This is a genomic window from Staphylococcus canis (assembly GCF_016238445.1).
GTDB lineage: Bacteria > Bacillota > Bacilli > Staphylococcales > Staphylococcaceae > Staphylococcus > Staphylococcus canis.
The window spans coordinates 1-24,473 of the sequence record NZ_JABANU010000012.1 but is presented as its reverse complement, the minus strand read 5'-3'; the positions used below and the strand labels follow the sequence as shown (position 1 = coordinate 24,473).

At 34.7% G+C, this 24,473-nt stretch carries 28 protein-coding genes; 10 read left to right on the top strand and 18 right to left on the bottom strand.

From position 1 onward, the window contains the following. Positions 1-4: 4 nt before the first annotated feature. Complete coding sequence (locus HHH54_RS05720) at positions 5-1,738, bottom strand: DHA2 family efflux MFS transporter permease subunit (RefSeq protein ID WP_198617883.1); 1,734 nt, start codon at positions 1,736-1,738, stop codon at positions 5-7. A 12-nt stretch (positions 1,739-1,750) separates the two neighbouring features. Next, positions 1,751-2,398, bottom strand: a complete 648-nt coding sequence (locus HHH54_RS05715) for an HlyD family secretion protein (protein WP_198617882.1) — start codon at positions 2,396-2,398, stop codon at positions 1,751-1,753. Between the two features lie 132 nt (positions 2,399-2,530). Between HHH54_RS05715 and HHH54_RS05710 the strand changes: the two genes are divergently transcribed. After that, positions 2,531-3,088: a TetR/AcrR family transcriptional regulator gene (locus tag HHH54_RS05710; protein WP_198617881.1), complete on the top strand. Its 558-nt coding sequence runs from the start codon at positions 2,531-2,533 to the stop codon at positions 3,086-3,088. 261 nt (positions 3,089-3,349) lie between these two features. Here HHH54_RS05710 and HHH54_RS05705 read toward each other — a convergent pair whose 3' ends face one another. The 5 genes from HHH54_RS05705 to HHH54_RS05685 all read right to left on the bottom strand — a co-directional run bounded on the left by HHH54_RS05705 (position 3,350) and on the right by HHH54_RS05685 (position 7,007). Then, a complete protein-coding gene (locus HHH54_RS05705) occupies positions 3,350-3,907 on the bottom strand; it encodes a GNAT family N-acetyltransferase (RefSeq protein WP_198617880.1) in 558 nt (185 codons plus the stop codon). Positions 3,908-4,032: 125 nt separating this feature from the next. After that, positions 4,033-5,484 (bottom strand): APC family permease, encoded by a 1,452-nt coding sequence (locus HHH54_RS05700; RefSeq protein WP_198617879.1) that lies wholly within the window; start codon positions 5,482-5,484, stop codon positions 4,033-4,035. Positions 5,485-5,666: 182 nt separating this feature from the next. Next, entirely contained in the window at positions 5,667-6,029 is a 363-nt protein-coding gene (locus tag HHH54_RS05695) for a DUF423 domain-containing protein (RefSeq protein WP_198617878.1), read from the bottom strand. 11 nt (positions 6,030-6,040) lie between these two features. After that, positions 6,041-6,346, bottom strand: coding sequence for a DUF5327 family protein (locus tag HHH54_RS05690; protein ID WP_198617877.1), 306 nt, complete (start codon positions 6,344-6,346; stop codon positions 6,041-6,043). Next, a complete protein-coding gene (locus HHH54_RS05685; RefSeq protein WP_198617876.1) occupies positions 6,339-7,007 on the bottom strand; it encodes a uracil-DNA glycosylase in 669 nt (222 codons plus the stop codon). The genes HHH54_RS05690 and HHH54_RS05685 overlap by 8 nt, the downstream gene beginning before the upstream one ends. 269 nt (positions 7,008-7,276) lie before the next feature. On the opposite strand from HHH54_RS05685, the gene thiD reads away from it, so the two are divergent. Then, positions 7,277-8,107: a bifunctional hydroxymethylpyrimidine kinase/phosphomethylpyrimidine kinase gene (gene thiD, locus HHH54_RS05680; protein ID WP_198617875.1), complete on the top strand. Its 831-nt coding sequence runs from the start codon at positions 7,277-7,279 to the stop codon at positions 8,105-8,107. Positions 8,108-8,265: 158 nt separating this feature from the next. Continuing rightward, on the top strand, positions 8,266-9,024 hold the full coding sequence (locus tag HHH54_RS05675) for a TSUP family transporter (RefSeq protein WP_198617874.1): 759 nt from the start codon (positions 8,266-8,268) through the stop codon (positions 9,022-9,024). Between the two features lie 86 nt (positions 9,025-9,110). On the opposite strand, the gene hxlB is transcribed toward HHH54_RS05675, so the two are convergent. The 4 genes from hxlB to HHH54_RS05655 all read right to left on the bottom strand — a co-directional run bounded on the left by hxlB (position 9,111) and on the right by HHH54_RS05655 (position 11,796). After that, entirely contained in the window at positions 9,111-9,656 is a 546-nt protein-coding gene (gene hxlB, locus HHH54_RS05670; protein ID WP_198617873.1) for a 6-phospho-3-hexuloisomerase, read from the bottom strand. A 1-nt stretch (position 9,657) separates the two neighbouring features. Further along, entirely contained in the window at positions 9,658-10,296 is a 639-nt protein-coding gene (gene hxlA / locus HHH54_RS05665; protein WP_198617872.1) for a 3-hexulose-6-phosphate synthase, read from the bottom strand. A gap of 69 nt (positions 10,297-10,365) precedes the next feature. Beyond that, positions 10,366-11,115, bottom strand: a complete 750-nt coding sequence (locus HHH54_RS05660; protein ID WP_198617871.1) for a glucosamine-6-phosphate deaminase — start codon at positions 11,113-11,115, stop codon at positions 10,366-10,368. Between the two features lie 6 nt (positions 11,116-11,121). After that, complete coding sequence (locus HHH54_RS05655) at positions 11,122-11,796, bottom strand: N-acetylmannosamine-6-phosphate 2-epimerase (RefSeq protein WP_198617870.1); 675 nt, start codon at positions 11,794-11,796, stop codon at positions 11,122-11,124. Between the two features lie 116 nt (positions 11,797-11,912). Between HHH54_RS05655 and HHH54_RS05650 the strand changes: the two genes are divergently transcribed. From HHH54_RS05650 to folE2, 4 genes are all read left to right on the top strand, one after another. Further along, positions 11,913-12,731: a MurR/RpiR family transcriptional regulator gene (locus tag HHH54_RS05650; protein ID WP_198617869.1), complete on the top strand. Its 819-nt coding sequence runs from the start codon at positions 11,913-11,915 to the stop codon at positions 12,729-12,731. Positions 12,732-12,835: 104 nt separating this feature from the next. Further along, the gene (locus HHH54_RS05645; RefSeq protein WP_198617868.1) at positions 12,836-13,195 is read left to right on the top strand and encodes a YojF family protein; all 360 of its coding nucleotides are present in this window, start codon (positions 12,836-12,838) and stop codon (positions 13,193-13,195) included. Positions 13,196-13,213: 18 nt separating this feature from the next. Continuing rightward, positions 13,214-13,888, top strand: coding sequence for a bacillithiol biosynthesis deacetylase BshB2 (bshB2, locus tag HHH54_RS05640; RefSeq protein ID WP_198617867.1), 675 nt, complete (start codon positions 13,214-13,216; stop codon positions 13,886-13,888). A gap of 54 nt (positions 13,889-13,942) precedes the next feature. Then, a complete protein-coding gene (gene folE2 / locus HHH54_RS05635; protein WP_198617866.1) occupies positions 13,943-14,821 on the top strand; it encodes a GTP cyclohydrolase FolE2 in 879 nt (292 codons plus the stop codon). Between the two features lie 82 nt (positions 14,822-14,903). Here folE2 and HHH54_RS05630 read toward each other — a convergent pair whose 3' ends face one another. The 3 genes from HHH54_RS05630 to tadA form a co-directional block, all read right to left on the bottom strand. Next, on the bottom strand, positions 14,904-15,470 hold the full coding sequence (locus HHH54_RS05630) for an NADPH-dependent FMN reductase (RefSeq protein WP_198617865.1): 567 nt from the start codon (positions 15,468-15,470) through the stop codon (positions 14,904-14,906). 16 nt (positions 15,471-15,486) lie between these two features. After that, positions 15,487-16,356 carry a Cof-type HAD-IIB family hydrolase gene (locus HHH54_RS05625; RefSeq protein WP_198617864.1) on the bottom strand — a complete coding sequence of 290 codons (870 nt, stop codon included), beginning with the start codon at positions 16,354-16,356 and terminating at the stop codon, positions 15,487-15,489. Between the two features lie 123 nt (positions 16,357-16,479). Then, positions 16,480-16,974: a tRNA adenosine(34) deaminase TadA gene (gene tadA / locus HHH54_RS05620; protein ID WP_198617863.1), complete on the bottom strand. Its 495-nt coding sequence runs from the start codon at positions 16,972-16,974 to the stop codon at positions 16,480-16,482. A 64-nt stretch (positions 16,975-17,038) separates the two neighbouring features. Here tadA and HHH54_RS05615 point away from each other — a divergent pair, with 64 nt between their 5' ends. Both HHH54_RS05615 and HHH54_RS05610 read left to right on the top strand, forming a co-directional pair. After that, complete coding sequence (locus tag HHH54_RS05615) at positions 17,039-17,656, top strand: deoxynucleoside kinase (RefSeq protein WP_198617862.1); 618 nt, start codon at positions 17,039-17,041, stop codon at positions 17,654-17,656. After that, positions 17,649-18,311, top strand: coding sequence for a deoxynucleoside kinase (locus HHH54_RS05610; RefSeq protein WP_198617861.1), 663 nt, complete (start codon positions 17,649-17,651; stop codon positions 18,309-18,311). Before HHH54_RS05615 ends, HHH54_RS05610 begins: the two co-directional genes overlap by 8 nt. A 76-nt stretch (positions 18,312-18,387) precedes the next feature. Here the strand turns inward: HHH54_RS05610 and HHH54_RS05605 are convergent, their stop codons facing one another. The 4 genes from HHH54_RS05605 to HHH54_RS05590 all read right to left on the bottom strand — a co-directional run bounded on the left by HHH54_RS05605 (position 18,388) and on the right by HHH54_RS05590 (position 22,928). Beyond that, positions 18,388-19,080, bottom strand: coding sequence for an HAD family hydrolase (locus HHH54_RS05605; RefSeq protein ID WP_198617860.1), 693 nt, complete (start codon positions 19,078-19,080; stop codon positions 18,388-18,390). Positions 19,081-19,172: 92 nt separating this feature from the next. Continuing rightward, a complete protein-coding gene (locus HHH54_RS05600) occupies positions 19,173-20,249 on the bottom strand; it encodes a branched-chain amino acid aminotransferase (RefSeq protein WP_198617859.1) in 1,077 nt (358 codons plus the stop codon). A gap of 272 nt (positions 20,250-20,521) precedes the next feature. Next, complete coding sequence (locus HHH54_RS05595; protein ID WP_198617858.1) at positions 20,522-21,475, bottom strand: NAD-dependent epimerase/dehydratase family protein; 954 nt, start codon at positions 21,473-21,475, stop codon at positions 20,522-20,524. Between the two features lie 265 nt (positions 21,476-21,740). After that, positions 21,741-22,928: a glycine C-acetyltransferase gene (locus HHH54_RS05590; protein ID WP_198617857.1), complete on the bottom strand. Its 1,188-nt coding sequence runs from the start codon at positions 22,926-22,928 to the stop codon at positions 21,741-21,743. Between the two features lie 106 nt (positions 22,929-23,034). Between HHH54_RS05590 and HHH54_RS05585 the strand changes: the two genes are divergently transcribed. Continuing rightward, complete coding sequence (locus HHH54_RS05585; protein ID WP_198617856.1) at positions 23,035-24,204, top strand: amidohydrolase; 1,170 nt, start codon at positions 23,035-23,037, stop codon at positions 24,202-24,204. Positions 24,205-24,473: the final 269 nt, after the last annotated feature.

Sequence of the window (24,473 nt, the reverse complement as noted above, 5' to 3'; positions counted from 1 at the left end):
TTTATTAATGATTGGACATATAATGTGACTTCCCTTTTAAGAAGAAGCTCATTAGCAATGCTAGACCACTTAAAGCAGTCGCTACCCAAAATGCACTGTTTACACCATCTACTGATGCAAGTACATTCATATATTTAATAATTGTACTCATCGCTTGTGATTCGCCCCCCATTTGTTGGGCCATCATCTGTAATTGGTCTTTTAAAAATGGCTGAGTACGATCTAAATCTTGCTGAAATGTTGCGAGATGGGAATCCGTTTGTTGTGTCATCACTGTTACTAAAATAGCCGTTCCAATAGAACCTGCTAATTGACGCATCGTATTCACTAACGCATTACCATGTGAAATGAGGCGAGATGGTAATGCGTTCATACCTGCTGTGATAATCGGCATCATAATAAAACTCATACCAAATGAACGAATGATATATATCATTAGGATACTAGAGTATGGTGTATCCATAGTGAGTTTTGTAAGTTCCCATGTACCATATGTCGTAATCGCTAAACCAACGATCGCTAGTGGTTTAATGCCAATTGTATCGAGAAGTTTCCCAGCAATCGGACCCATAACACCCATGATTAGAGCACCAGGAAGTAGGAGCAGTCCTGAATCTAAGGCTGAAAAACCTCTTAAATTTTGTAGATATAATGGTAAAAGTATCATTCCTCCGAATAAACTCATTGTAACAATCATGTTAATAATTGCAGTTAATGTATATCCAGAGTACTTTAATACTTCGAAGTTTAACATCGGTACTTTCATCATCATTTCACGAATAACAAATGCTGTAGTAAAAATGACACCTATGATGAACATAATAATAATTTCAGTTGACGTCCATCCTTTATTTCCCGCTTCACTAAAGCCATATAGCAAAGCGCCAAATCCAATTGTACTGAAAATAATTCCTGGGATATCTGCTTTGGGATTTGTAGTTTTTTGATAGATGCCAAACCAAACATAGGATAACACTAATGAAAATAGTCCTACAAAAAACATGCCGACAAACATTGTGTGCCAATCATAATTTTCCACAATATAACCAGATAATGTCGGTCCAATTGCTGGCGCTAAAATCATCGCAATCCCAAGTATTCCCATAGCCATCCCTCTTTTTTCAGGAGGGAAAATGGTCATAAATACATTTGTACCGAGTGGCATTAATATACCTGCACCTATTGCTTGAAATACACGCCCTGTCATCATCACAGGAAAATTCCATGCAAATCCACAGATTAATGAACCTATTGTAAAAATAATCATCGCAAATAAAAACAAATGACGATAAGAATATTTGTTAAATAAGAATGCACTAATTGGGATTAAAATCCCATTCACTAACATGAACCCTGTCATCAACCATTGACCTGTTGACGCACTAATATTAAAATCTGTGTTAATTTTAGGAAGCGCTGTATTTAACAATGTTTGGTTTAAAATAGAAATAAACATCCCAAACACCATTGCAAGTAAAATCTTATTTCGTGTGACTCCCTTTCTGAATACGTAATCTTGCGCTGCGTCTTTAACCTGAGCTTGTACACTTGAGTGCTTTTCTGTATGATCATCAAATGTTTCATACACTTCATCATCGTTTTCTTCGTAAGCCGTCGGGTCATGACTATCATAAGTATCATGTCGCATTGCTTTGCGTCGACGATTCTGTCTGAATAAAAGAAGATTCAACAATACAATTACACTAAGGGCTATCACACTATAGATCACTATGAACATATGCGTTCCTCCTTAGTTTTTATGAATACTCACTTCTGCGTTCATGCCTGGAACAACTTGATTAGAAGGCTTACTGTCTAATTTAATTTTAACCGGGATGACTTGTGTCACTTTTGTATAATTTCCATCACTATTTGAGGATGGCATTAATGAAAAGCTTGAAGCTGTTGCTTTACCAATACTATCAACTTCTCCTTTTGCTTTCGCATCTTGTCCATCAATTTTAACATCAACATTTTGACCTACTTTAATGTCTTTCATAGCTGTTTCATCAATATTTGCTGTAATGTATAAATCATCCATATTATATGCATACGCTAAAGGTTGACCTGCTTGTGCAACACCATCTTCTTGCGCATCTAACTTAGCAACCGTACCTTTAGTAGGCATTTTCACAGTCATAGATTGAGGTTCCCCTCCTCCAGATTGAGCGAGTACTTCAGCGACTGTATCTCCTTTACTTAACGTGTCACCTTCTTTAATATTTAATTTTGAAATCTGCCCTGATGCAGGACTTGCAATTTTAATTTGATTACTATCCACTTGAGCGTTATCTGTTTTAATATAATTCACAGATTGATTGTAAAAATAAAAACCAACTATTCCTATAACAATTAACATCACAATAGTTATGATATTAATCATAATCAACTTTTTCATCTTATCTTCCCTTTCTAATAAATGTAAAATCGAATCTTTATTATTATAAAACAGTTAGAGGATAAAAATGTACAAACAATCTTTATAAATGTGTCGGATTTTAATTTGTATTATAATAAAATAGGTGATGCTATGAACACAGCAAAAGCAAGAATTAAAATATTTAAATCAATGATTAAACTGTTGGAAACTGAAACATTCGAAGCCATTACAATTAAGCAAATTTGTGCAGAAAGTGGTATTCATCGCTCTACATTTTATGCACATTTTGAAGATAAGTATTATCTTTTTAATACGATGAAATCCTTTCATATGGCAAAATATCATAGACTGATGCGAGGATTAACGCAAGTTGTTCAAACTTCAGATCTTGAAATGATAAAATCAAAATTACTTAAAGCTTTCAAATTGATATTTCGTTATATTAAGCGATATCAAGCTTTTTTCTCTGCTGTTATGGTTGCCCAACCTCAAGTCGATCTCATCCGAGATTACGTGTCAGCGACGAAAACAACATATCAAGCCATGCTAGAACATTTACCCAACTTGCGTAATACAGATTATTTCATTCACTATACCATTGGTGGACAACTGTCTATTATTTATACTTGGTTATCTCGTGGTTGTGTAGAATCCGTATCGGAAATGGCACATATACTTTACACTAATATTTTAAAAGTAGATCGTTAATGAAGATACGCGGAAAAGATGAACTTCGGAGCGCAAATAGGCCTATATCATCCTTATAGTCGCTACGCTATAAAAATGATTAGGCCCTTTATTGGAGAACTTTTTGAAAATGAAAAACACAAAATAATATGTATCTACTCAACATATCTTTTGCTTAATTCTAATGTATCATGTTTTATGACATTTTGGGATAGTAATATTGAATTTTTGTTGATTTTTTATTAAAAATTAATCACACGTTATCTTTTCGTCACATTTTGTTCACATTTTTTCAAATTCCTCTTTTAATAATTCGTACTGTTTGATATCTACAAAGGTATCTAGACTCGGTCGATATACTTCTTTTTTAAGAATCCCTACTTGTCGAAATCCGCTTCTAAGTGCGACTTGTTGACTCGCGTAGTTATTCACTTCAGCTCTTAACAATAACTTATTTAACTTCAAATCTTGAAATGCGATACGACACAATTGTCTAACTGCTTTTGTCATAATACCTCGTCCTGTACAATTTGCCACTAACCAATATCCTACACTTGCATTTTGATCTACTCTATTAATATTTTGTAAATCAATTGTCCCTATTAATTGTTCACCTTGATACAGTAAATATAATTTCAGCTCCCCTTGAGCTTGTTTTATTAAACTTTCTTTTAAAAATCGATATTCATCTTCAATAGTTTGCATATGATCGACCCAATCTAGATACAATTTTAAATGGTCTCTATTTTGATCAATAGCTTTAAAAATTTCTGGTGCATGTTCAAGTGTAGGTGCAACTAAACTGACATCATCAAAAAGTGTCAACTTGAAATGATACATGCGCTCACCCCTTATCTTAAATTTCAGATTATTCTATACAATATAAAGATAACTGTCAATAGCCTATAATAAAAAGGCGATGCTCGTATTTACTCTACAAACATCGCCTTAATAACGTATTATCTTTATTCTTCAATCATGCGATCGACATCTTTTTTATTCGCATCTAATATTAATTGTGTGAGTTCTTCTTTATCCATATTTTTTAATTTTGGTAAACGGATAAAGAAAAAGACAAGACCTAATAACGTCCATCCACCAAGTGCAATATGAGAAGGTAATGACAATGATGCTGGAGAACTTGGTAGTAACAATAATACTAAAAAGATAAACGCAATAATTGCCCCAATAATCGCAAACACCTTATACACAGGGCCATATGTTTTACTACTTTTATCAAAACTAAATAGCTTGGCAGCTGCTAAACATGTCACAAAGTACGCAATTGATACACCTGTAGATGACATATCAACAATCCAAGTTAACGCTGTACGTCCTAACCATGGTGCAATGAGTGTTAGCATTACTAAAAATATAATCGCAACGTAAGGCGTTTTATATTTTGGATGTAACTTACTAAATACTGTCGGCATGATACCTGAACGCCCCATTGAAAATAATAAACGACTTGAGCTTAGTAGAAAGCCATTGAGCCCTGTAAAAATCCCCATGATAATCGCAATCGCAAGTACACCTAAACCAATAGAACCAAACGCTTCACGAGTGACTGAACCTGTTAACCATAAATCACTATCTCCACTGCTTAACCATCCTGTATATAAAATCATCAAGACGTAAGTGAGTCCAGCAGCTACTAAACTATAGACGATTAACTTAAATGTTTTACTTGGTTCAAAATTAAACTCTTCAGCCGTTTGCGGAATATTATCGAATCCAACATAAGCCCACGGTGCAACTGCAACAATCATGATAATTGCTTGGAACCAACCGTATTCTTTACCGTTATAAGGTTTAAGATTCTCAAAATCAAAATTTGAGCCAAAGAATGAGCCAATAAACATTAACACAACAACAATAACCATAGCGATACAGAAGTAATATTGTAAAGTTCCTGAAACACTTGCTCCTCTAATCGTAATCCACATAAAAAGTAATAATAGTACTGAAGCAATTAGAATTTCTGTAATATAAACATCCCAACCTGCAATTGTATAGAGTTTACCAAATTCTATGACATCTGGAAGTAAAAACTTTATTAACAAACTAAACGCTGTCGCATTTAATGCCACAACACATATGTAACCAAACGTTAAAAACCATGATGAGAAAAAGCTGACATAACGTCCAAATCCTAAGAAACTAAACGCAAATCCGCCGCCTGATACTGGAAATTTTTCAACCAGTGCGCCATAACTAACAGCAATAATAATCATCAATAACGCTCCGATAAAAATACCAATCGACGCTGCGATAGGGCCAGACGATTTAATCCAATCCCCCGGTAAAATAAAAGACCCCCATCCGATACATGACCCATATGCGATGGCCCAAACAAACTTTTCAGATAAGTTTTGTTTCAAGTCACCACGATCTGGTTTATTTTTTTCTTTTTGCATTATTATTTCACCTCTAAATGTTTATATACCCGAATTTGTAATACGATTAACTATTTATCCCTTCTCTTTATTTTAATCTAACAGAAATATAAATATTATTTAAAATAGCCCAATATGTCAACAACTAAATCACTTTAATTTTAAAAAAAGCGAGTCCTATTAATAGACCCGCTTATCACCTATTATATTTTAAACGCTGCTATTGCAAGCATTAACCATCCGACAATAAATAGCACCCCACCAATTGGTGTAATGGCACCTAAAACACTAACTTGAGTAAGAGATAGTACGTAGAGAGAACCACTAAAAAAGATAATGCCTAAGAACATGAGCCATCCTGCCCAACCAACATTCACATGTAGTGCGCCCCCAATGATGCCAATTAATATTAAACCTAAACCGTGATACATTTGATACATCGTTGCTTTTTCCCAAACTGACATATAATGTTCAGATAATTTACCATCTAATGCATGCGCTCCAAATGCACCTGTACCTACTGCCATTAACGCATTAAGCGCACCTAGTATAATAAATATTTTCATGTTATATCCTCCTAAAAATCAAAAATTGATTCGCCATTTCCAATTTCATCATCCGTAACCATACGTTGTGATTGAGTAGATTCAGTTTTTTTAGGTTGTTCAACCTTACCACCCATACGTCGAATTTCATCTGCTGTTACAGTAGATGAAGATACGCTAGTTCTCTTTACAGGTTGCGAACGCTCGTTAGCATCCGTATAAAGTGCTGCTAACTTGTAAATGGCATAAATGTGTTTTTCAAATTCTGTATCCGTTTGAGATTCATCTGCTTGTACAAGTTCTTCTTCTAATAGTTGAAGTAATTTTTCTTTATTCATCCACGCTTTCCTTCCCTTCACACCATTGAATCGGTGTTTTACCTTGCTCTATTAAATATTGATTCGCTTTAGAATAAGGTTTTGATCCAAAAAAACCACGAAATGCTGATAATGGGCTAGGATGTGGTGATTTGAGAATCAAATGTTTAGATTGATCGATGAGTTTTATTTTTTCTTGAGCAGGCTTACCCCATAATATAAAAACGACGCCCTCTTTATAAGTAGACACTGCTTGAATAATTTCATTAGTAAATACTTCCCAACCAATACCACGATGGGAATGTGCTTCCCCTTTTCGTACTGTTAATACGGTATTTAGTAACAATACTCCTTCTCTAGCCCAATCTTGTAAATGTGGAGATTGACGCTCACATCCAATATCATCTGCTAACTCTTTGTACATATTTCTTAAAGACGGTGGAAATTTCGCATTGGGTTGTACAGAAAAAGCTAGACCGTGAGCTTGATTCGGTCCATGATAAGGATCTTGTCCTAAAATAACAACCTTGATATCTTCAAAAGAAGTTAAATCAAAAGCTTGATAAATATTAGCTTTGTCTGGATATACAGTCTCTGTAGTATACTCACGCTCTAAAAAATCATGCATCGCTTTGAAATCATGTTTTTCTTTAATTTCATGAAAAATTGACGACCATTCCATCCGATTCACCTCAGCTCATATTTTAACATATCTTACAAACATGAACCGTAAAATTAAACATTTTCTATATCTTCCCTGTCGTGATATGATAGATACCAAATAATAGTTAATAAGGTCATCTTTGTACAATATTATATACAAATATAAAGTAGTTAAGAATTCATATTTTAACATTTAAAGGTGAGTTAACTGCTCGCTTTAATCTAGATTAAATTGAACATTTAAAAACTATTAATATTGTACGTAAAGTGATAAAGGAGTGTTACATGATGGGATTAAAAAAAGTATTAACAATTGCCGGCTCTGATACAAGTGCTGGTGCAGGGATGCAAGCTGACTTAAAAACGTTTCAAGAGCTTGACACATATGGTATGGTCGCTTTAGCAGCGATTGTAACAATGGATAAGGAAACATGGTCACATGATGTGACACCTATTCCTTTCGATGTATTCAATAAACAACTAGAAACTGCTATGAGTGTAGGTCCTGATGCAGTGAAAACAGGCATGTTAGGAACACAAGAAGTCATCAAACGTGCTGGTGAAGCTTTTGATGAATCTGGTGCTAAAGACTTTGTTGTGGACCCAGTCATGGTGTGTAAGGGTGAAAATGAAGTGTTGAACCCTGGAAACACAGATGCAATGATTAAATATTTATTACCTAAAGCAACTGTTGTCACACCAAACTTATTCGAAGCAGGTCAACTTTCTGGTTTAGGTACTTTAAAATCTATAGATGATATGAAAAAAGCGGCTAAAATCATTCATGACCAAGGTGCACAACATGTTGTGATTAAAGGTGGTAAAGCTTTAGATCAAGATAAATCCTATGACTTATATTATGATGGCGAACATTTTTATCAATTAACAACAGATATGTTCCAACAAAGTTACAATCATGGTGCAGGTTGTACATTTGCTGCAGCAACAACAGCTAATCTTGCTAACGGCCAAACGCCTAAAGATGCTGTCGTTAATGCTAAAGCATTTGTAGCCTCTGCAATTAAAAATGGTTGGAAAATGAATGATTTTGTTGGTCCAGTTGACCATGGTGCAGCAAATCGCGTTGAAAAAATTGAAGTAGAGATTAAAGAAGTTTAAAAGTTACTCACAAATTAATATATGACTACAACAACCATTAGGTACAGTCGGGGTATGCACAGACTCTACCTAATGGTTTTTTAATCAAGCATTATTTTCTGACTATTGCCGCTTTTTAACAATATATGCTATACTTTTATCGCTTAAGGAGGGCTATCATGGACTTCATCACAATGCTTATCATTAGTGTTTTAGGATTTATTGCTGCTTTTATCGATGCCGTTGTTGGCGGCGGCGGTCTTATTTCTATCCCGGCTTTAATGGCAGTAGGTTTGCCTCCTGCTACAGCTTTAGGAACAAATAAATTAGCCAGTGCATTCGGAGCACTTACCGCTTCAATTTCATTCATTCGCGCTCGAAAAGTCAATCGACAATTAATCTATATGTTATTTCCTTTAGTGTTTATCTCGTCTATTTGTGGTGCATTTATTGCTACAACGATACCTACACAATACTTTAAACCTCTCGCTATCGTCATGTTATTTATTGTACTTTTGTATACTTTATTAAAAAAAGATTGGAGTAAACAAAAGCCAATACATTCAATATCAAAAGTTGGTTTAAGCCTAGCTTTTTTTATACTGATTATGATTGGTTTTTATGATGGCTTTTTAGGTGGTGGAACTGGGAGCTTCTTAATGTTTGTCTTACTTCTTATTGGGTTTGACTTTTTAAAAGCGGCTGGAAATGCTAAAGTATTAAACTTCGGAAGTAATTTAGGTGCTTTATTGTTATTTATGTTTTTAGGTCGTGTTGATTATAGTTTAGGCATTGTTATGGCACTTTCGATGATTATAGGGAGTTATATGGGGAGTAAATTTGCTATTAAAAAAGGTATTTCGTATGTTCGATTACTCTTTATTGCAGTCACATTAATTTTACTACTTAAAAACGTATATGATTACATATGGACATAGGAGCCTAACAACCTTACATATAAAAAGCGGTCGTATACTCTTGGATAAAATGCTTAATCAAGGGTATACAACCGCTTCTTTAATATCTATTCTAAATTCGCATGATTACGTTGCATCGTTGTTTCATCAACATTTAAGGCATCTTGAAGATTTAATACAAGACTATCTAACATAATCAATGCACTTTGTTCAAATAAGCTTCCTAAAGGTTGTTCAGAACCTTCTGCATCATACTTTGTACCTGCTGGTAATTCAATGCTTTGTGTCGCTAAACTTCCAATAGGTGAATCTGGTTTTGTAGTAATCAAATAGACGTCTGCATGCGCCTCTTTCGCCTTTTCGGCTAGTAACTTTAGGTGTGCTGTCGATCCTGAACCAGAAATAATGACAAATACGTCACCTTCCTCGATTGACGGTGTCGTTGATTCTCCAACAACATACGCGCGCTTTCCAAGTTGGTTTAAACGCATCGCAAAACTATTCGCAACAAATCCTGAACGACCTTTTCCAGAAACAAATACTGCTTTCGCATTGTGAATCGCATCTTGAAACGTGCGAACTTCGTCATCTTGAATATGACTAAGCGTTTGTTTCAGTTCATCTAAAATAAGTTGATAGTTCAATACCGTCATATTATTTACCTTCAATCGCTTCACGACATAATCGTGCTGCTTCACGAGGGTCATCAGCGTTTGCGATACCGCCACCAACAATGACAAGGTCTGGATTTTCAGCAACAACTTCTTTAATTGTATCTGGTTTAATACCACCAGCAACTGCAACTTTAGAGTTTTTAATTACAGCTTTTACTTTTTTCAAGCTTTCTAATGGTGATTGACCTTGAGCTTGAAGATCATATCCTGTGTGCACTGCAATATAATCAGCACCCATTTCGTCTAATTCTTTTGCGCGTTTTTCGATATCTTGAACCGCAATTAAGTCTACAAGTAATTCTTTGCCATGTTTATGTGCTTCTTCAACTGCTGCTTGAATTGATGCATCTTCTGCTGCCCCTAAAATTGTTACCACATCAGCACCGAATTTAACTGCTTGGCTTACTTCATAGTCTGATGCATCCATGATTTTTAAGTCAGCTAAAACTTTAACATCATCATCTTTAACATTGTCTTTTAAATGCTGAACTGCTGCTAAACCTTCATTAATCACGATAGGTGTACCAATTTCAACAATATCAACATAATCTGTTACTTGTTTTGCTAATTTAGCTGCGTCTTCTTTATTTAATAAATCAATTGCTAATTGTAGTTCCATCTTCAAATCAATCCTCCGAGAAATTTATCTATTTACATCCACTTGAATGTATACCCGTGATTGAAAATATCAAACGCGCGACGATTCATTAATGTAGTCTGGCATTGCTTCGTCATCTACATAAACATCAACATTAGGATGTTCCCTTAAAATTGTAGCAGGGACATCTGTCGAAATTGTGCCATTGACTAATTTTGTAATAGCATCCTTTTTATGTTTACCAAACGCTAACAAAATAATGCGTTTTGCTCTCATGATAGAAGAAAGTCCCATTGAGATAGCCTGTCTTGGTACATCATTTTTATTATTAAAAAAGCGACTATTCGCTTCAATAGTACTCTCTGTTAGATCCACACAATGTGTAACACTGTCGAATGGCGTACCCGGTTCGTTAAACCCAATATGGCCATTCTCTCCAATACCTAAAATTTGAATATCTATAGGCCCTCTATCCGCTAACAATTGTTCATAACGCTCAGACTCTGCCGTCACATCTTGTGCCATACCATTTGGTAAATGTAGGTTCGCTTCATTAAAGTATGGGTATCTGTCAAACAAAATTTGATGCATATAGTAGTTATAACTTGCAGAATGCTCCGGCGCTAGACCTTTATACTCATCTAAATTAAATGTTTCGATATGTGTGACGTCTAATTTATTCTTCGTTAATAAATCAACTAAATAACCGTACATTCCTACCATTGTGCCACCTGTCGCTAATCCAAGTCGACTTTGTGGATGATTTAATATTTGATGATACAGTTCACAAGCGACATAAAAGGAAGCTTTATCACTCGATCCTATATTTGTAATTCTCATCGCATATCAATTCTCCTTTATCATATTTACGAAACGTTTTGTAATATCACGTGGACGTGTAATGGCGCCACCCACAACAGCTGCATAAACACCTTTATCAAATACTGTTTTCAACATTTCAGGTGTGATTACATTGCCTTCCGCAATTACTTTACGATCCACCTCACGTAATACGTCATCTAAAAAAGCAAAGTCATTATCATATAACACTTGCCCTTTAGTTTCTTCTGTATAGCCGTGTAATGTTGTACCGATATAGTCAAATCCTAATTCATCCGCATTTTTTGCTTCTTCAATTGTTGCAATATCCGCCATAATTTCAACAGAAGGTGCCTGTTCACGTATATAGGCCACAAGCGTTGCCAAATCCTCTGCCGGTCGCTTACGTAACGTTGCATCAAGTGCTATAACTTCACAACCACTTTCAAGTAGTTCGTCTACTTCTTTTTGTGTCGCTGTAATAAATACTGAAGAATCCGAATAATCACGTTTTACTATTCCTATCACTGGTAAATCAACTTCTGATTTAATCGCTAAAATATCTTCTTTCGTATTTGCTCGTATACCAACGGCGCCACCTTCTTTAGCGGCTAAAGCCATTTTACTCATAATAAAAGATGAGTGTAACGGCTCATCTGGTAACGCCTGACACGATACAATTAATCCTTGAGGTAATGTCATCCAATCGCTCCTTTTATATCATTCACTTTCAATATACCATTTTGAAAAGAAACGTCAATATTATCTCTTGTTTTGAAATTTATTTTCAAATATACTCATTTTAAAGGAGAAATGCTATGAAATTTGAAAATCGTATCCAACGCGCTAAGCATCAATTTACTAAAACTGACCACAAAATCACTCGTTACCTTTTAAATTTAGAATCTGATACACATTTAGGTACCATTCAAAATCTTTCAGAAGCGATTCATGTCTCTCCTTCTAGCCTTTCACGTTTTATACACAAGCTAGGATATGAGAGCTTTCAATCATTTCGCTTTTCGGTACAACAAGAACTCCAAACACAACATATCGACAATAGCCCTTCAATACAAGTAATGTATCGTCATTACATGTCAATCTTAAATCATACGAGTGAATTTATTGTAGAAGCAGATTTAATTTGTCTAGTTGATGCAATTCGTAAAAGTAATAAAGTCATATTCGTAGGTATTGGCAGTTCAGGCTTAAGTGCACAAGAGTTGTATTATCGAACTTCACGCATGGGATTAAATACACTCGCAATCACAGATGCGCATCAAATGATGGTGATTGGTCATATGTGTGACTCCAAAACAACCGTTATTGTTTTAACAAATAGTGGAGAAACTCGTGAAATCTTACAAAGCATTGCACATGGTCATAAAAGTGGGGCTGAGGTCATTGCGATATCTCATTTCCGTACGCCACAACTTGAGCGCTATTGTAGCCGAATTATTATGACCGTTGACAACAAGCGAACGCACGATACACAGTTTGTCAATTCTCAACTTTCTACGCATTTTATTATCGACCTGATTAGTTATCATCTCCTTCAAGACCCGACATTATCTATGCATTATCAAAAAAGTAGTGAGGCTTTGATTGCGTTACGTGATACTGACGCACACTTTTAATTTTATTCATTTGATACCTCATAAATATTGAGCATAGGAATATGATTTTTTTCATTTTTCTAGTAGAATAGATAGATAATCATATCAGGAAGGCAGTGATTTTTTTGCAACCAATTACTAATGATGCGGTGCAATCATTACTTGACCAATATGCAAATGAACCTGTCTATATTCACGTTGAAACAACAAACGGTGCGTATGCTAGCCATTTTGATCAACGTGTTTTTAATGCAGGCACATTTTTAAGAAATATTCAAATTACCTATACACATGCCCAACTTAAAGGTGGCGTCAAAGATCCTTTTAGAGTTGGACTAAAACTTCAAAACAATGGTTGGGTTTACGTTCAAGGTCTTACACACTATGAAGTCAATGAAAATGACGAACTTCTATTAGCCGGCTTTAATTATGAAGGTCAACTTGCTGCTGCACTTGAAATCAGCCGCAAACCTTTTCAAGCATAGAAAGGAGTTAGAATCTTTATGACACAAGAAACACATGTACTTGTTATTTTTCCACATCCTGATGATGAAACATTTTCTTCAGCAGGCACTCTTGCACAACTTAGTGATGCAGGTGTACCGATTACCTATGCTTGCTTAACACTTGGCCAGATGGGACGTAATTTAGGAAATCCTCCAATTGCTACACGTGAGTCATTACCGCTCATAAGAGAAAAAGAACTTGAACAAGCAGTCAAAGCTATTGGTATTTCTGATTTACGTAAAATGGGCTTACGTGATAAGACCGTTGAATTTGAACCACACGATGAAATGGATAAAATGGTTCAAACGTTAATCGATGAGACAAACCCATCAACAATTATTTCTTTTTACCCTGGATATGCTGTCCATCCTGATCACGAAGCGACGGCGGAAGCTGTGGTTCGAACAGTCGGACGATTAAAACCCGAAGATAGACCACGCTTACAACTTGTTGCGTTTAGCAATGATGCTATTGAATCACTTGGAGAACCAGACATTGTGAACGATATTACTGCGTATAAAACGCGTAAATATAATGCATTCAAAGCGCATCAATCACAAACTGGCCCATTTTTAGAACAACTTGCGAACCCAAATGCACATGCATCTGGTGCACCTAAAGAAGCTGAATCATTCTTAACTACAGAAACATTTTGGACGTATCAATTCTAACGACATCATCGCATAATGATATGCCCGTGATAATTATAGTGGAGGAAGTATAAAATGACTGAATTTGATTTATCAACACGCGAAGGTCGTTGGAAGCATTTCGGTTCAGTAGATCCTATTAAAGGAACAAAACCTACAACAAAATCTGAAATGCCAGACCTTCAAAGTACACATAAAAACTTTTTATTTGAAATTGAAGAAGTGGGAATTAAAAACTTAACGTATCCAGTGTTAATTGATCAATATCAAACTGCTGGTACTTTTAGTTTTTCGACAAGTTTAAATCAAGACGAAAAAGGCATTAATATGAGTCGTATTTTAGAATCAGTAGAAGCTGAATACGATAATGGCATTCGTTTAGAATTCGATGCTTTGACAAAATTATTAAATCGTCTCAAAAGTAATATGGAACAACACAGTGCTGGCGTAGATGTCTCTGGAAAATGGTTTTTTGATCGTGTAAGTCCTGTAACGAACATTAAAGCACTTGGATCAGCTGATGTCACTTATGGACTTTCAGTTAATGAGGATGATGTTACGCGTAAAGAGTTAACGATTGAAGCGGCAGTCACTACATTGTGTCCATGTTCAAAAGAAATCAGTGAGTATTCTGCGCACAATCAACGTGGTATGATTACAGTTAAGAGTTACTTGAATCCTGAAGCAAACTTACCTGAAGATTATAAAGAAATATTACTAGATGCCATGGAAGCAAATGCAAGCTCTATTTTATATCCGATTTTAAAACGTCCAGACGAAAAACGTGTAACAGAACGTGCCTATGAAAACCCACGTTTTGTAGAAGACTTAATTCGTCTAATTGCTGCAGATTTAGTTGAAATAGATTGGTTAGATGGCTTTGATATTGAATGTCGTAATGAAGAGTCTATTCATCAACATGATGCATTTGCAAAATTAAGATACCGAAAATAAATAACCAAAAGAGGTTGAAACATTATGATAAACGTCTGATTTCAAAATCGTTTATCTTTCGATGTTCAACCTCTTTTTTGAATTATTTTAAATGTTCATATGGGCTACTCTCTGCAAAAGAAAGAATTTGATCTACAAATAAACGCGCACGTAATTGAAACTCATCATTAGCAAGGTAGTATGAACCGTCCTCTAACGCTTCATAATCTGAATCATGAGTCGCTATTTGTGTTGGCACAGCAATCCCTAACAGTGAACGTACAATTAAACGTAGGTGCGATAACGGTTCTGCGCTAACAATCCCCCCACTATTGTTCACTAATCCTACAGGTTTCATTTTAAATTGATCCATCGTTAAATGGTCGAGTGCATTTTTTAAAATACCTGAATATGAGCCGTGATAATTTGGCGTTCCTAAAATCATAAAATCCGCTTCATCTGCAAGTTGTTTTAGCGTTTCAGCATTTTTCGTATACTCATCTACGACTGGATTTTGTCCTGTAAAATCAAGCATATGCAACGGACGTTCTGCTAAATCAAAAATATGAACTTCATGATCTTTCTCTTCAATTTGACCTTTTAAGTATTGTGAAAGAGCATTAGTATGAGAGTTTCTTTTTGCACTTCCTACAATAATTAAACCTTTCATTGATTGATTCACCTCTTTATTTATTTTGTGATTCTAATGCTTTGTAAATGGCTTTAGCAACACCGCTGTTTTCATTAGTATCAGTAACATAACGAGCACTTTCTTTAATTTCAGGTATTGCATTTTCCATTGCAACTGAATAACCAACACGGTCAAGCATAGACTTATCATTTAAGTTATCACCTATCGCCATTGTCTCATCTAAAGTAATACCTAACTGCTCTGCAATAGAAGCCACAGCAGTCCCTTTTTTAGCATCTGCATGTGTAATTTCGATATTTCCTCTTGATGAAGATGATACCTCTAAATTGCTTTTTTCAGAAAGTCTTGCTTTCACACGGTCAATTTTTTCAAGGTCTGTATCAAACGCTAACACTTTCATAATCAATTCACCAGGAATATCTTCTATATGGTCATAATTTTCCACCACTTTTAAACTACCGATATCTAAACGATGTTGAATATGATTTTTAATTTTTTCAACGTCTGCTTTTTGACCGGAACGCTCAGCAATATCAATATAAATCGCTAAATCTCTATTAGGGTCTTCAGTGTATATCCCCATATTTGTATAAACTTGATAGTAAATATCGTTTTGATCTAACTCTTGACGGATACGCTGATATAATTCATGATTTAAACTCGATGTAGATATAATATCAAAACTTTCATCACGTACTTCAGCACCATTTAAACAAATGTATGGTACTTTAAGTCCAGTTGGCGCAATCGGATCTTGTGCCTCATAAAATGCGCGTCCAGTCGCAATAACGACTGTGATACCTAAAGATTGTGCGTATTGAATTGCTTTTATATTCTCTTCAGATACTTCGTGTGCCGCATTAAGTAATGTACCATCCATATCAGTTGCTATTAATTTTATCATGTTCAATTCCTCGCTTTTTATTGATCTCAGTTTCAATGTGTCATATTGATACATCCTAAGATAGCTTCATTTTAACAAAGTCATCTTAAAAAGTATTATGTTTTGTTTATAACAATAGGCGTTCTAAGATGATATATTCTCTTGGGATTTACCTTTTTGTTTACGTTTTAATCGTAGTTGTTGAAAAAACTGTTTCAGAAGTTGTGCACATGAGTATTCTAACACTCCCGTCATTAATTTTGCGCGATGGTTCATTCTACTATCTTGAATTAAATTCATTAAACTACCACTACACCCTCCTTTAGGATCACTTGTGCCATACACAACAGTACTAACGCGGCTCATGACAATCGTGCCTGAACACATCACACATGGTTCAAGTGTGACATATAATGTACACCCCTCTAATCGCCAAGTTCCAAGTTTTTGTGCTGCTTGTTCTATAGCGATATGCTCAGCGTGAGCAGTAGGCATTTGCGCAGTTTCTCTAAGATTATGCGCACGTGCAATAATTTCATTGTCTTTAACAATAATTGCTCCAATAGGAACTTCACCGCTTTTTGCAGCTTTTCTCGCTTCATCTAGAGCGATTGACATATAATATTGATGAATACTCATTCAGAAACAGCCTCACTTATGTTAAAATTTGTAATGTTAATTTAAATAATTGGAGAGAACAATAATGAACAAACCTTTTATCGCAATAGAAGGTCCGATTGGTGTAGGGAAGTCCTCGTTAACACATATGCTAAGCCAATCGTACCATTATTATGAAGCAAAAGAAATTGTTGATGAAAATCCTTTTTTATCAGATTTTTATGATGATATTTCAAAATGGAGTTTCCAGACAGAAATGTTTTTTCTTTGTAACCGATATAAAGCATATCAAGACTTAGCTCAAATTGATGATGGTATTGTTAGTGATTATCATATTTATAAAAATAAAATATTTGCTCAAAATACACTGAATACTACTGAGTTTAATAAATTTTCAAGAATATACGACATCTTAACAGAAGACTTAATATCACCTGACTTTATTATATTTTTAGATGCTGATTTAGAAGTTTTAAAGCGCAGAATTGAAAAAAGAGATCGTAGTTTTGAAGCACAAATTGAAGATGATTATTTATTAAAACTAAAAAAAGATTATGCAGATTATTATGATTCACTATCACGTACCCATAATAATATTTTGTGGATTGATACGACTGAGATTGATTTTGTAAATAATCCGGATGATTATGATTTAATTTTAAAAAAAATTAATGAACTAGTTGGAGGCACAATACATGAATAACTATGGTATTCCTAATAATGCGATTATTACTATAGCTGGTACAGTCGGTGTAGGAAAATCGTCCTTAACCAAAGCACTAGCTGAAAAACTTAACTTTAAGACTTCTTATGAGAATGTTGATCATAACCCATACCTTGATAAATTTTATGATGATTTTAAGCGTTGGAGCTTTCATTTACAAATTTACTTTTTAGCGGAGCGCTTTAAAGAACAAAAACGTATGTTTGAGTACGGTGGTGGCTTTGTACAGGACCGTTCAATTTATGAAGACGTGGAGATTTTTGCTAAAATGCATGAAATGGATGGCACCATGACTCAAGATGACTTTAAAACTTATTCAGATTTATTTGAGGCAATGGTCATGACGCCTTATTTTCCAAAACCAGATGTACTTATTTATCTAGAATCAGATTATGAAGATGTTATTCAACGCATTCAAGCGCGTGGACGCCAAATGGAAATAGATACAGATCCAATCTATTGGAAAAAGCTATTTAAACAATATGAAAACTGGATTAATCATTTTAACGCTTGTCCTGTCGTACGTGTGAATATTAATGACTATGACTTATATGAAAACCCTGAATCTATAGAACCCATTCTCCAAAAAGTAGGCCATATCATACAGAAACATAGAGAAACAGATACAAGATGAATAACTAAAGAAATAAAGTTGGGACACTGAAAAGATATATATGAAATCGATTTCGGTGTCCCAACTTTATATTGTATTACAACCTTGTCAATACTTCGGGTAATTCATTGACTGAACTCATAATAATATCTGCATCTTTGTATAAGGCATCTTGTCCTAAACCTGTTCGTACACCTATAGATGCAAGTAATTGCGCGTTTTTACCTGTAAGCATATCGTTATCAGTATCTCCAACAATGACAACTTCAGAAGGTTTAACCCCTCTTTCCCAAAGTGGCGTTAAAATGCGTTTATCAGGTTTTTCGTAACCATTTTCTTCAGTTGTAATCACACAGTCAAAAAGGGATTGCAACTGTGTCTGTTCCATAAAGTACGATATTCCAGTCGAATTATCGCTCGTTACAATTCCAAGGTGATAACCTTGTTGCTGAAGTAATTTTAATGTTGTTTTCACGCCCTTGTATAACACATTTTCAGGGATGCGTTGTCGAATTAGACTTTGGCTTTTTTGTTTGACCCATTGTGATGTATCTTGCTCGGCAAATGAATTGAATACTTCAATCATCTCTTCAAGTGTTCCAGAAGCCATGATACTACCAGGTTTAAATTGTCGTTTCACTACACCAAGTTGTTCATAAACTTCCTCCAACTGCTTGATTTGAAAATGCTCACAAACATCATCAATTAATTGTATACCTATCTTAACCCAACTTTGATCAAATTGAATTAAAGTACCATCTTTATCAAACATAATCCATGACACTGCCATTGATAATCTCCTTTATATAAATATATTAAAATTTTCAACTCTATTATCTTTTATTAGAGATTATACACTAAACGTTCTGCTTACAGATATCATTAATATCTTGGTACTTCGACTCTCCAACCATGTGGGTCATCTAATTTACCACTTTGAATACCCGTATAATGGTCATATAGCTCTTGAGTCACTTTACCTGTTTCATTATTATTAATTACAATTTTTTCATCTTTAAGTTGTAGCTCACCAACAGGAGAAATAACAGCTGCTGTTCCTGTTCCGAAGACTTCTTCAAGTTCTCCACTATGATACAATTCGAAGACTTCATCAATTGAAATACGACGTTCTTCTACTTCATAGTTTAAAGATTTAGCAAGCTCAATTACTGTTTTACGTGTAATACCAGGTAAAATACTTCCGTTAAGTTTTGGTGTGACTACTTTGCCATTGATTACAAAGAAGATATTCATGCTACCTACTTCTTCAACGTACTTTTGTTCAACACCATCTAACCATAATACTTGATCAAATCCTAATCCATTCGCATTTGCTTGAGCGAGTAAACTTGCAGCATAGTTCCCTGCTACTTTCGCAAAACCTACACCACCTCGTACAGCTCTTACGTATTCATCTTCAACATAAATTTTAGTTGGTTTTAATGCATCGCCACCATAGTAAGATCCTGATGGTGATAAAATAATAAGTAATTTATAGTTGTGTGATGGATGAACACCTAACACACCTTGTGTAGCAAATACTATAGGACGTATGTATAAAGATTGTCCTTCCCCATCAGGTACCCAATCTCGTTCGACATCAACAAGTTGCTTTAATCCTTCTAACATTAACTCTTCATCAAGTTGTGGCATCTTTAAACGCTCTAAAGATTGATTAATACGTTTAAAGTTTTCCTCTGGTCTAAATAAAACAACTTCACCGTCATGTTTGTATGCCTTTAACCCTTCAAAAACTGATTGGCCATAATGGATACTTTGTGCTGCGGGAGATAATTCGATTGGACCATAAGGAATAATCTTTAAATCGTGCCATCCTTTTTCTTGTGAATATTCGAAGCTTAACATATAATCTGTGAATACCTCGCCAAATGTAAGTGATGCTTGATCTGGCTTTTCTTGTAGTACTTGACGTTTTTCAACTTTAATAAGTTCTGACATGATTATTCCTCCTATGTAATTAATATAAGCATTATATCAGTAATATGTACGCAATTCAATAAAGATTCGGAAAATTTAAATAATATTATTTAAATTTATGATCTATACATTGTTTAGATGATACTAACTAAGTACATCCTAACTAGTTGTTATACACTTTGGACTCCCTATAATACTAATCCAAACACCTTAAATGTATTCTCTTTAAATAAATTAGTGGTGAATACGTCTAGAATATAGACGTTTTCACCACTGTTCAGTATTTATTTCTATTATTTACCTTCTTTTTGACGAATCCCTTCAAGCATACGTTTAGTCATACCTTCTAAATCGTATTTAGGGTTGAAGCCCCATTCACCACGTGCAGCGCTAGTATCAATACTATCTGGCCAGCTTTCTGCAATACCTTGGCGTACTGGGTCTACATCATAATCTAAAGTAAATTCTGGAATATGCTCTTGAATAGCAGCTTTAACCATTTCTGGTTCAATACTCATTGCACTTAAGTTATAAGCGTTTCGGTTAATCAATTTGCCACCATCAGCTTCCATTAACTTAATTATTGCATCAATAGCATCATCCATAAACATCATGTCCATATAAGTTCCCTTATCGATATAACTAGTATATTGACCTTTACGAACAGCTTGGAAGTAAATATCAACTGCGTAATCCGTTGTACCGCCACCTGGTTCTTTAATATATGAAATTAAACCAGGGAAACGTACACTGCGAGTATCTACATTAAATTTTGTGAAGTAGTAATCACATAGTAACTCACCTGAAACTTTATTAACGCCATACATTGTAGTTGGACGTTGAATTGTTACTTGTGGTGTATTCTTTTTAGGGGTATTTGGTCCAAATGCACCAATTGAACTTGGTGTGAAAAATTGTAAATCATGTTTACGAGCTGTTTCTAATGCATTAACTAAACCGCCCATATTAAGATCCCAAGCTAATAATGGTTTTTCTTCAGCTGTTGCAGATAATAACGCTGCCATGTGCATCATTGTATCTGGCTTAAATTGTTCAACGAGTTTTTCCATGCGTTCAGCATCAGTTACGTCTAAAATTTCAAATGGTCCTTCAGCAACGATTGAGTCCTTTTCTGGTTCACGAATATCCGTTGCTAAAACATTTTCATTACCATAAATTTCACGACATTTTGCAACTAACTCTGTCCCAATTTGACCTAGTGCACCGGTAATTATTATCTTTTTCATAACTTATCCTTCTCCAATCTGTTTTTTCCACAAAGACATATGTCTTTTTTTATTTATATAATTACTAGGTTTACAGCTTTATTATAACAATAAAGCGCTTTCTTGTACATTGAACATGTACATTTAACAAAACTAAATAATTATATACAATCTATGATTTTAAGATTTTAAATATAAATATTATGTATTTATAAAGTTGTTACTATAAACAATACAAATATAAAAAGCGGAGTGCCCCTAGGAGCATTCCGCTATAGTATCTAAATTAGATAACACCTAATTCTTTTCCTACTCGCTCATATACTTCTAACGCTTCATCTAACATTTCTTTAGTGTGTGCAGCTGTTGGCATATTACGTACACGCCCTGTACCACGTGGTACTGTTGGGAATACGATAGATTTAACATAAATACCTTCATCCATTAAACGTTTACTGAATTCTTGAGTTTTCTTTTCATCACCAATAATAACTGGTGTAATTGGTGTTTCAGATTCACCTGTATCGAATCCTAAACGTGCTAATCCTTCTTTAAGATATTTTGCATTATCCCATAATTGATCATGTAATTCAGTTGATGACATTAACTTTTTCACAGCTTCTGTAATTGCTTTTGTATCCCCAGGAGCAAGTGAAGTTGAGAATAAGAATGGTCTTGATTGAACTTTTAACCAATCAATTAATTTTTGAGAGCCCGCAACATAGCCACCTACAACACCGATTGCTTTAGATAAAGTACCGATTTGGAAATCTACTTTGTCTTGTAATCCAAAGTGTTTTACAGTTCCAGCACCTTTACCCATTACACCTGAACCGTGAGCATCGTCAACATAAACCATGATGCCTAACTCTTCACAGATTTCAACGATTTCAGGTAATTTAGCAACGTCTCCATCCATGCTGAATACGCCATCAGTAATATACATTACTTTATTATATTGACCTGATTCAACAGCTTCTTTTGCTTTTTGACGTAAATCATCCATATCTGAGTGATTTACACGAATAATTTTTGCTTTTGATAAACGACAACCATCAATGATTGATGCATGGTTTAATTCATCAGAAAGAATAGCATCATTTTTATTCATAACAGCTGAAATTGCTGCCATATTACAGTTAAATCCAGATTGATATGCAATCGCTGCTTCAGTACCTTTAAATTCAGCAAGTGTTTTTTCAAGCTCATCATGTACGTCTAACGTACCATTAATTGTACGAACAGCACCTGCACCTACACCGTGTGTATCAATTGCATTTTTAGCAGCATTTTTTAAATCTTCGTTGGTTGCTAGACCTAAGTAGTTATTTGAAGAAAGGTTAATATATTTCTTTCCTTTAATTTGAATTACTGGACCGTTTGCGCCTTCAATTGTATCAATTTCGTTATATAAACCATTGTCTTTCAAATAACTTATATTTTCTTCAAGAAAATCGCTTAATTTTTGTACCACAATAATTCTCCTTTCAATTTAACACTCAACCTTATCATAACTCATTTTGCTCAAACTTCAAAGCAAGTGTATAATAATTCTATTATACGATAAGGAGAGGTTGCATTTGACAGATTGGTTTCAAAAAGCTTTTGAAAAAGAAGCATCCATGATTAAGATACGTCGCTATTTACATCAATACCCAGAATTATCTTTTCAAGAACATCATACCCATCGTTATATCGTACAATATCTTGAACGCTTGAACTTTGAAATTAATGATCAAGTTGGAGAAAACGGAATTGTCGCTAAGATAACTGGTGCTAAAAAAGGGCCTACTATCGCATTTCGTGCTGACTTTGATGCATTACCTATTGAAGATTTAAAAGAAGTCTCTTATAAATCTAAGATACCTGGAATTATGCATGCTTGTGGTCATGATGGACATACAGCTATATTACTTGCTGTTGCCGAGTTACTTCATGAACACCAAGATCGATTAGAGGGAAATGTGGTACTCATATTTCAATATGGAGAAGAAGCCACACCTGGAGGCGCACAAGGGATGATTGCAGATAATGCACTTGTAGGTGTTGATAGAATATATGGTAATCATTTATGGAGTGGATATCCAACTGGTACGATTCATACGCGTAAAGGTCCAATGATGGCACAACCTGATGAATTTAATATCACAATTCATGGTAAAGGTGGACATGGTGCAAAGCCTCATGAAACGATTGACCCTATAGTGATTTTGGCAGAGTTTATCATGAGTACACAAAAAATTGTTTCACGTACCATTGATCCAATTAAACAAGCTGTGATTTCGTTTGGGAAAATTGAAGCTGGAGAAGCTGATAGTATCATTCCTGACACGGCATTTTGTAGAGGAACGGTTCGAACATTTGAACCTGAAGTACAAGCTCATATTCAATCTAAAATGGATAAGTTATTACAAGGATTAGCATTAGCAAATGATATTACTTATGATTTTGAATATATTAAAGGATATTTGCCTGTTTATAACCATGATATCCCAGTAGAGCACATCAAAAATGCTGCAAATGCATTAAATTTTAGATTCAATGACGCAGATTTAATGATGGTTGGAGAGGATTTTTCGTTTTATCTCAAAGCACGTCCTGGCGCATTTTTCATAACTGGCAGTGGAAATCATGAAAAAAATAGTGATTGGCCTCATCATAGTCCTTATTTTGATATTGATGAATCTGCAATGAAATATGCGGTGAGCACGTTTATGAAAATCCTTGAATTTGAAAATGTTATAAAATAGCAAAAAAAGGGCTCTATACTTTTAACGGTTGGTGAAATATTCACTAGCCGTTATTTTTTGGCTTTTAATATAAAAACGGCACAAATATCTCTATAATTGTAAGTACCAACAAACTAATTAAGGAGAGATATTTATGCCTATAAACTATGATATAACAGAATGCTTTGGAATTGAAGGAGAAAGTTTAAAAATAACAGGTTATTTAGGGTTAAAGGACATTAAAGGGATAACATCTTTAGTTTTTACTGGCTATGTTAGCTACGAACCTA

Bases quoted from the DNA above. Each gene is read 5' to 3' on its own strand.
- HHH54_RS05720 (WP_198617883.1), bottom strand. From the start codon at position 1,738: ATGTTCATAGTGATCTATAGTGTGATAGCCCTTAGTGTAATTGTATTG.
- HHH54_RS05715 (WP_198617882.1), bottom strand. From the start codon at position 2,398: ATGAAAAAGTTGATTATGATTAATATCATAACTATTGTGATGTTAATT.
- HHH54_RS05710 (WP_198617881.1), top strand. From the start codon at position 2,531: ATGAACACAGCAAAAGCAAGAATTAAAATATTTAAATCAATGATTAAA.
- HHH54_RS05705 (WP_198617880.1), bottom strand. From the start codon at position 3,907: ATGTATCATTTCAAGTTGACACTTTTTGATGATGTCAGTTTAGTTGCA.
- HHH54_RS05700 (WP_198617879.1), bottom strand. From the start codon at position 5,484: ATGCAAAAAGAAAAAAATAAACCAGATCGTGGTGACTTGAAACAAAAC.
- HHH54_RS05695 (WP_198617878.1), bottom strand. From the start codon at position 6,029: ATGAAAATATTTATTATACTAGGTGCGCTTAATGCGTTAATGGCAGTA.
- HHH54_RS05690 (WP_198617877.1), bottom strand. From the start codon at position 6,346: ATGAATAAAGAAAAATTACTTCAACTATTAGAAGAAGAACTTGTACAA.
- HHH54_RS05685 (WP_198617876.1), bottom strand. From the start codon at position 7,007: ATGGAATGGTCGTCAATTTTTCATGAAATTAAAGAAAAACATGATTTC.
- thiD (WP_198617875.1), top strand. From the start codon at position 7,277: ATGGGATTAAAAAAAGTATTAACAATTGCCGGCTCTGATACAAGTGCT.
- HHH54_RS05675 (WP_198617874.1), top strand. From the start codon at position 8,266: ATGGACTTCATCACAATGCTTATCATTAGTGTTTTAGGATTTATTGCT.
- hxlB (WP_198617873.1), bottom strand. From the start codon at position 9,656: ATGACGGTATTGAACTATCAACTTATTTTAGATGAACTGAAACAAACG.
- hxlA (WP_198617872.1), bottom strand. From the start codon at position 10,296: ATGGAACTACAATTAGCAATTGATTTATTAAATAAAGAAGACGCAGCT.
- HHH54_RS05660 (WP_198617871.1), bottom strand. From the start codon at position 11,115: ATGAGAATTACAAATATAGGATCGAGTGATAAAGCTTCCTTTTATGTC.
- HHH54_RS05655 (WP_198617870.1), bottom strand. From the start codon at position 11,796: ATGACATTACCTCAAGGATTAATTGTATCGTGTCAGGCGTTACCAGAT.
- HHH54_RS05650 (WP_198617869.1), top strand. From the start codon at position 11,913: ATGAAATTTGAAAATCGTATCCAACGCGCTAAGCATCAATTTACTAAA.
- bshB2 (WP_198617867.1), top strand. From the start codon at position 13,214: ATGACACAAGAAACACATGTACTTGTTATTTTTCCACATCCTGATGAT.
- folE2 (WP_198617866.1), top strand. From the start codon at position 13,943: ATGACTGAATTTGATTTATCAACACGCGAAGGTCGTTGGAAGCATTTC.
- HHH54_RS05630 (WP_198617865.1), bottom strand. From the start codon at position 15,470: ATGAAAGGTTTAATTATTGTAGGAAGTGCAAAAAGAAACTCTCATACT.
- HHH54_RS05625 (WP_198617864.1), bottom strand. From the start codon at position 16,356: ATGATAAAATTAATAGCAACTGATATGGATGGTACATTACTTAATGCG.
- tadA (WP_198617863.1), bottom strand. From the start codon at position 16,974: ATGAGTATTCATCAATATTATATGTCAATCGCTCTAGATGAAGCGAGA.
- HHH54_RS05615 (WP_198617862.1), top strand. From the start codon at position 17,039: ATGAACAAACCTTTTATCGCAATAGAAGGTCCGATTGGTGTAGGGAAG.
- HHH54_RS05610 (WP_198617861.1), top strand. From the start codon at position 17,649: ATGAATAACTATGGTATTCCTAATAATGCGATTATTACTATAGCTGGT.
- HHH54_RS05605 (WP_198617860.1), bottom strand. From the start codon at position 19,080: ATGGCAGTGTCATGGATTATGTTTGATAAAGATGGTACTTTAATTCAA.
- HHH54_RS05600 (WP_198617859.1), bottom strand. From the start codon at position 20,249: ATGTCAGAACTTATTAAAGTTGAAAAACGTCAAGTACTACAAGAAAAG.
- HHH54_RS05595 (WP_198617858.1), bottom strand. From the start codon at position 21,475: ATGAAAAAGATAATAATTACCGGTGCACTAGGTCAAATTGGGACAGAG.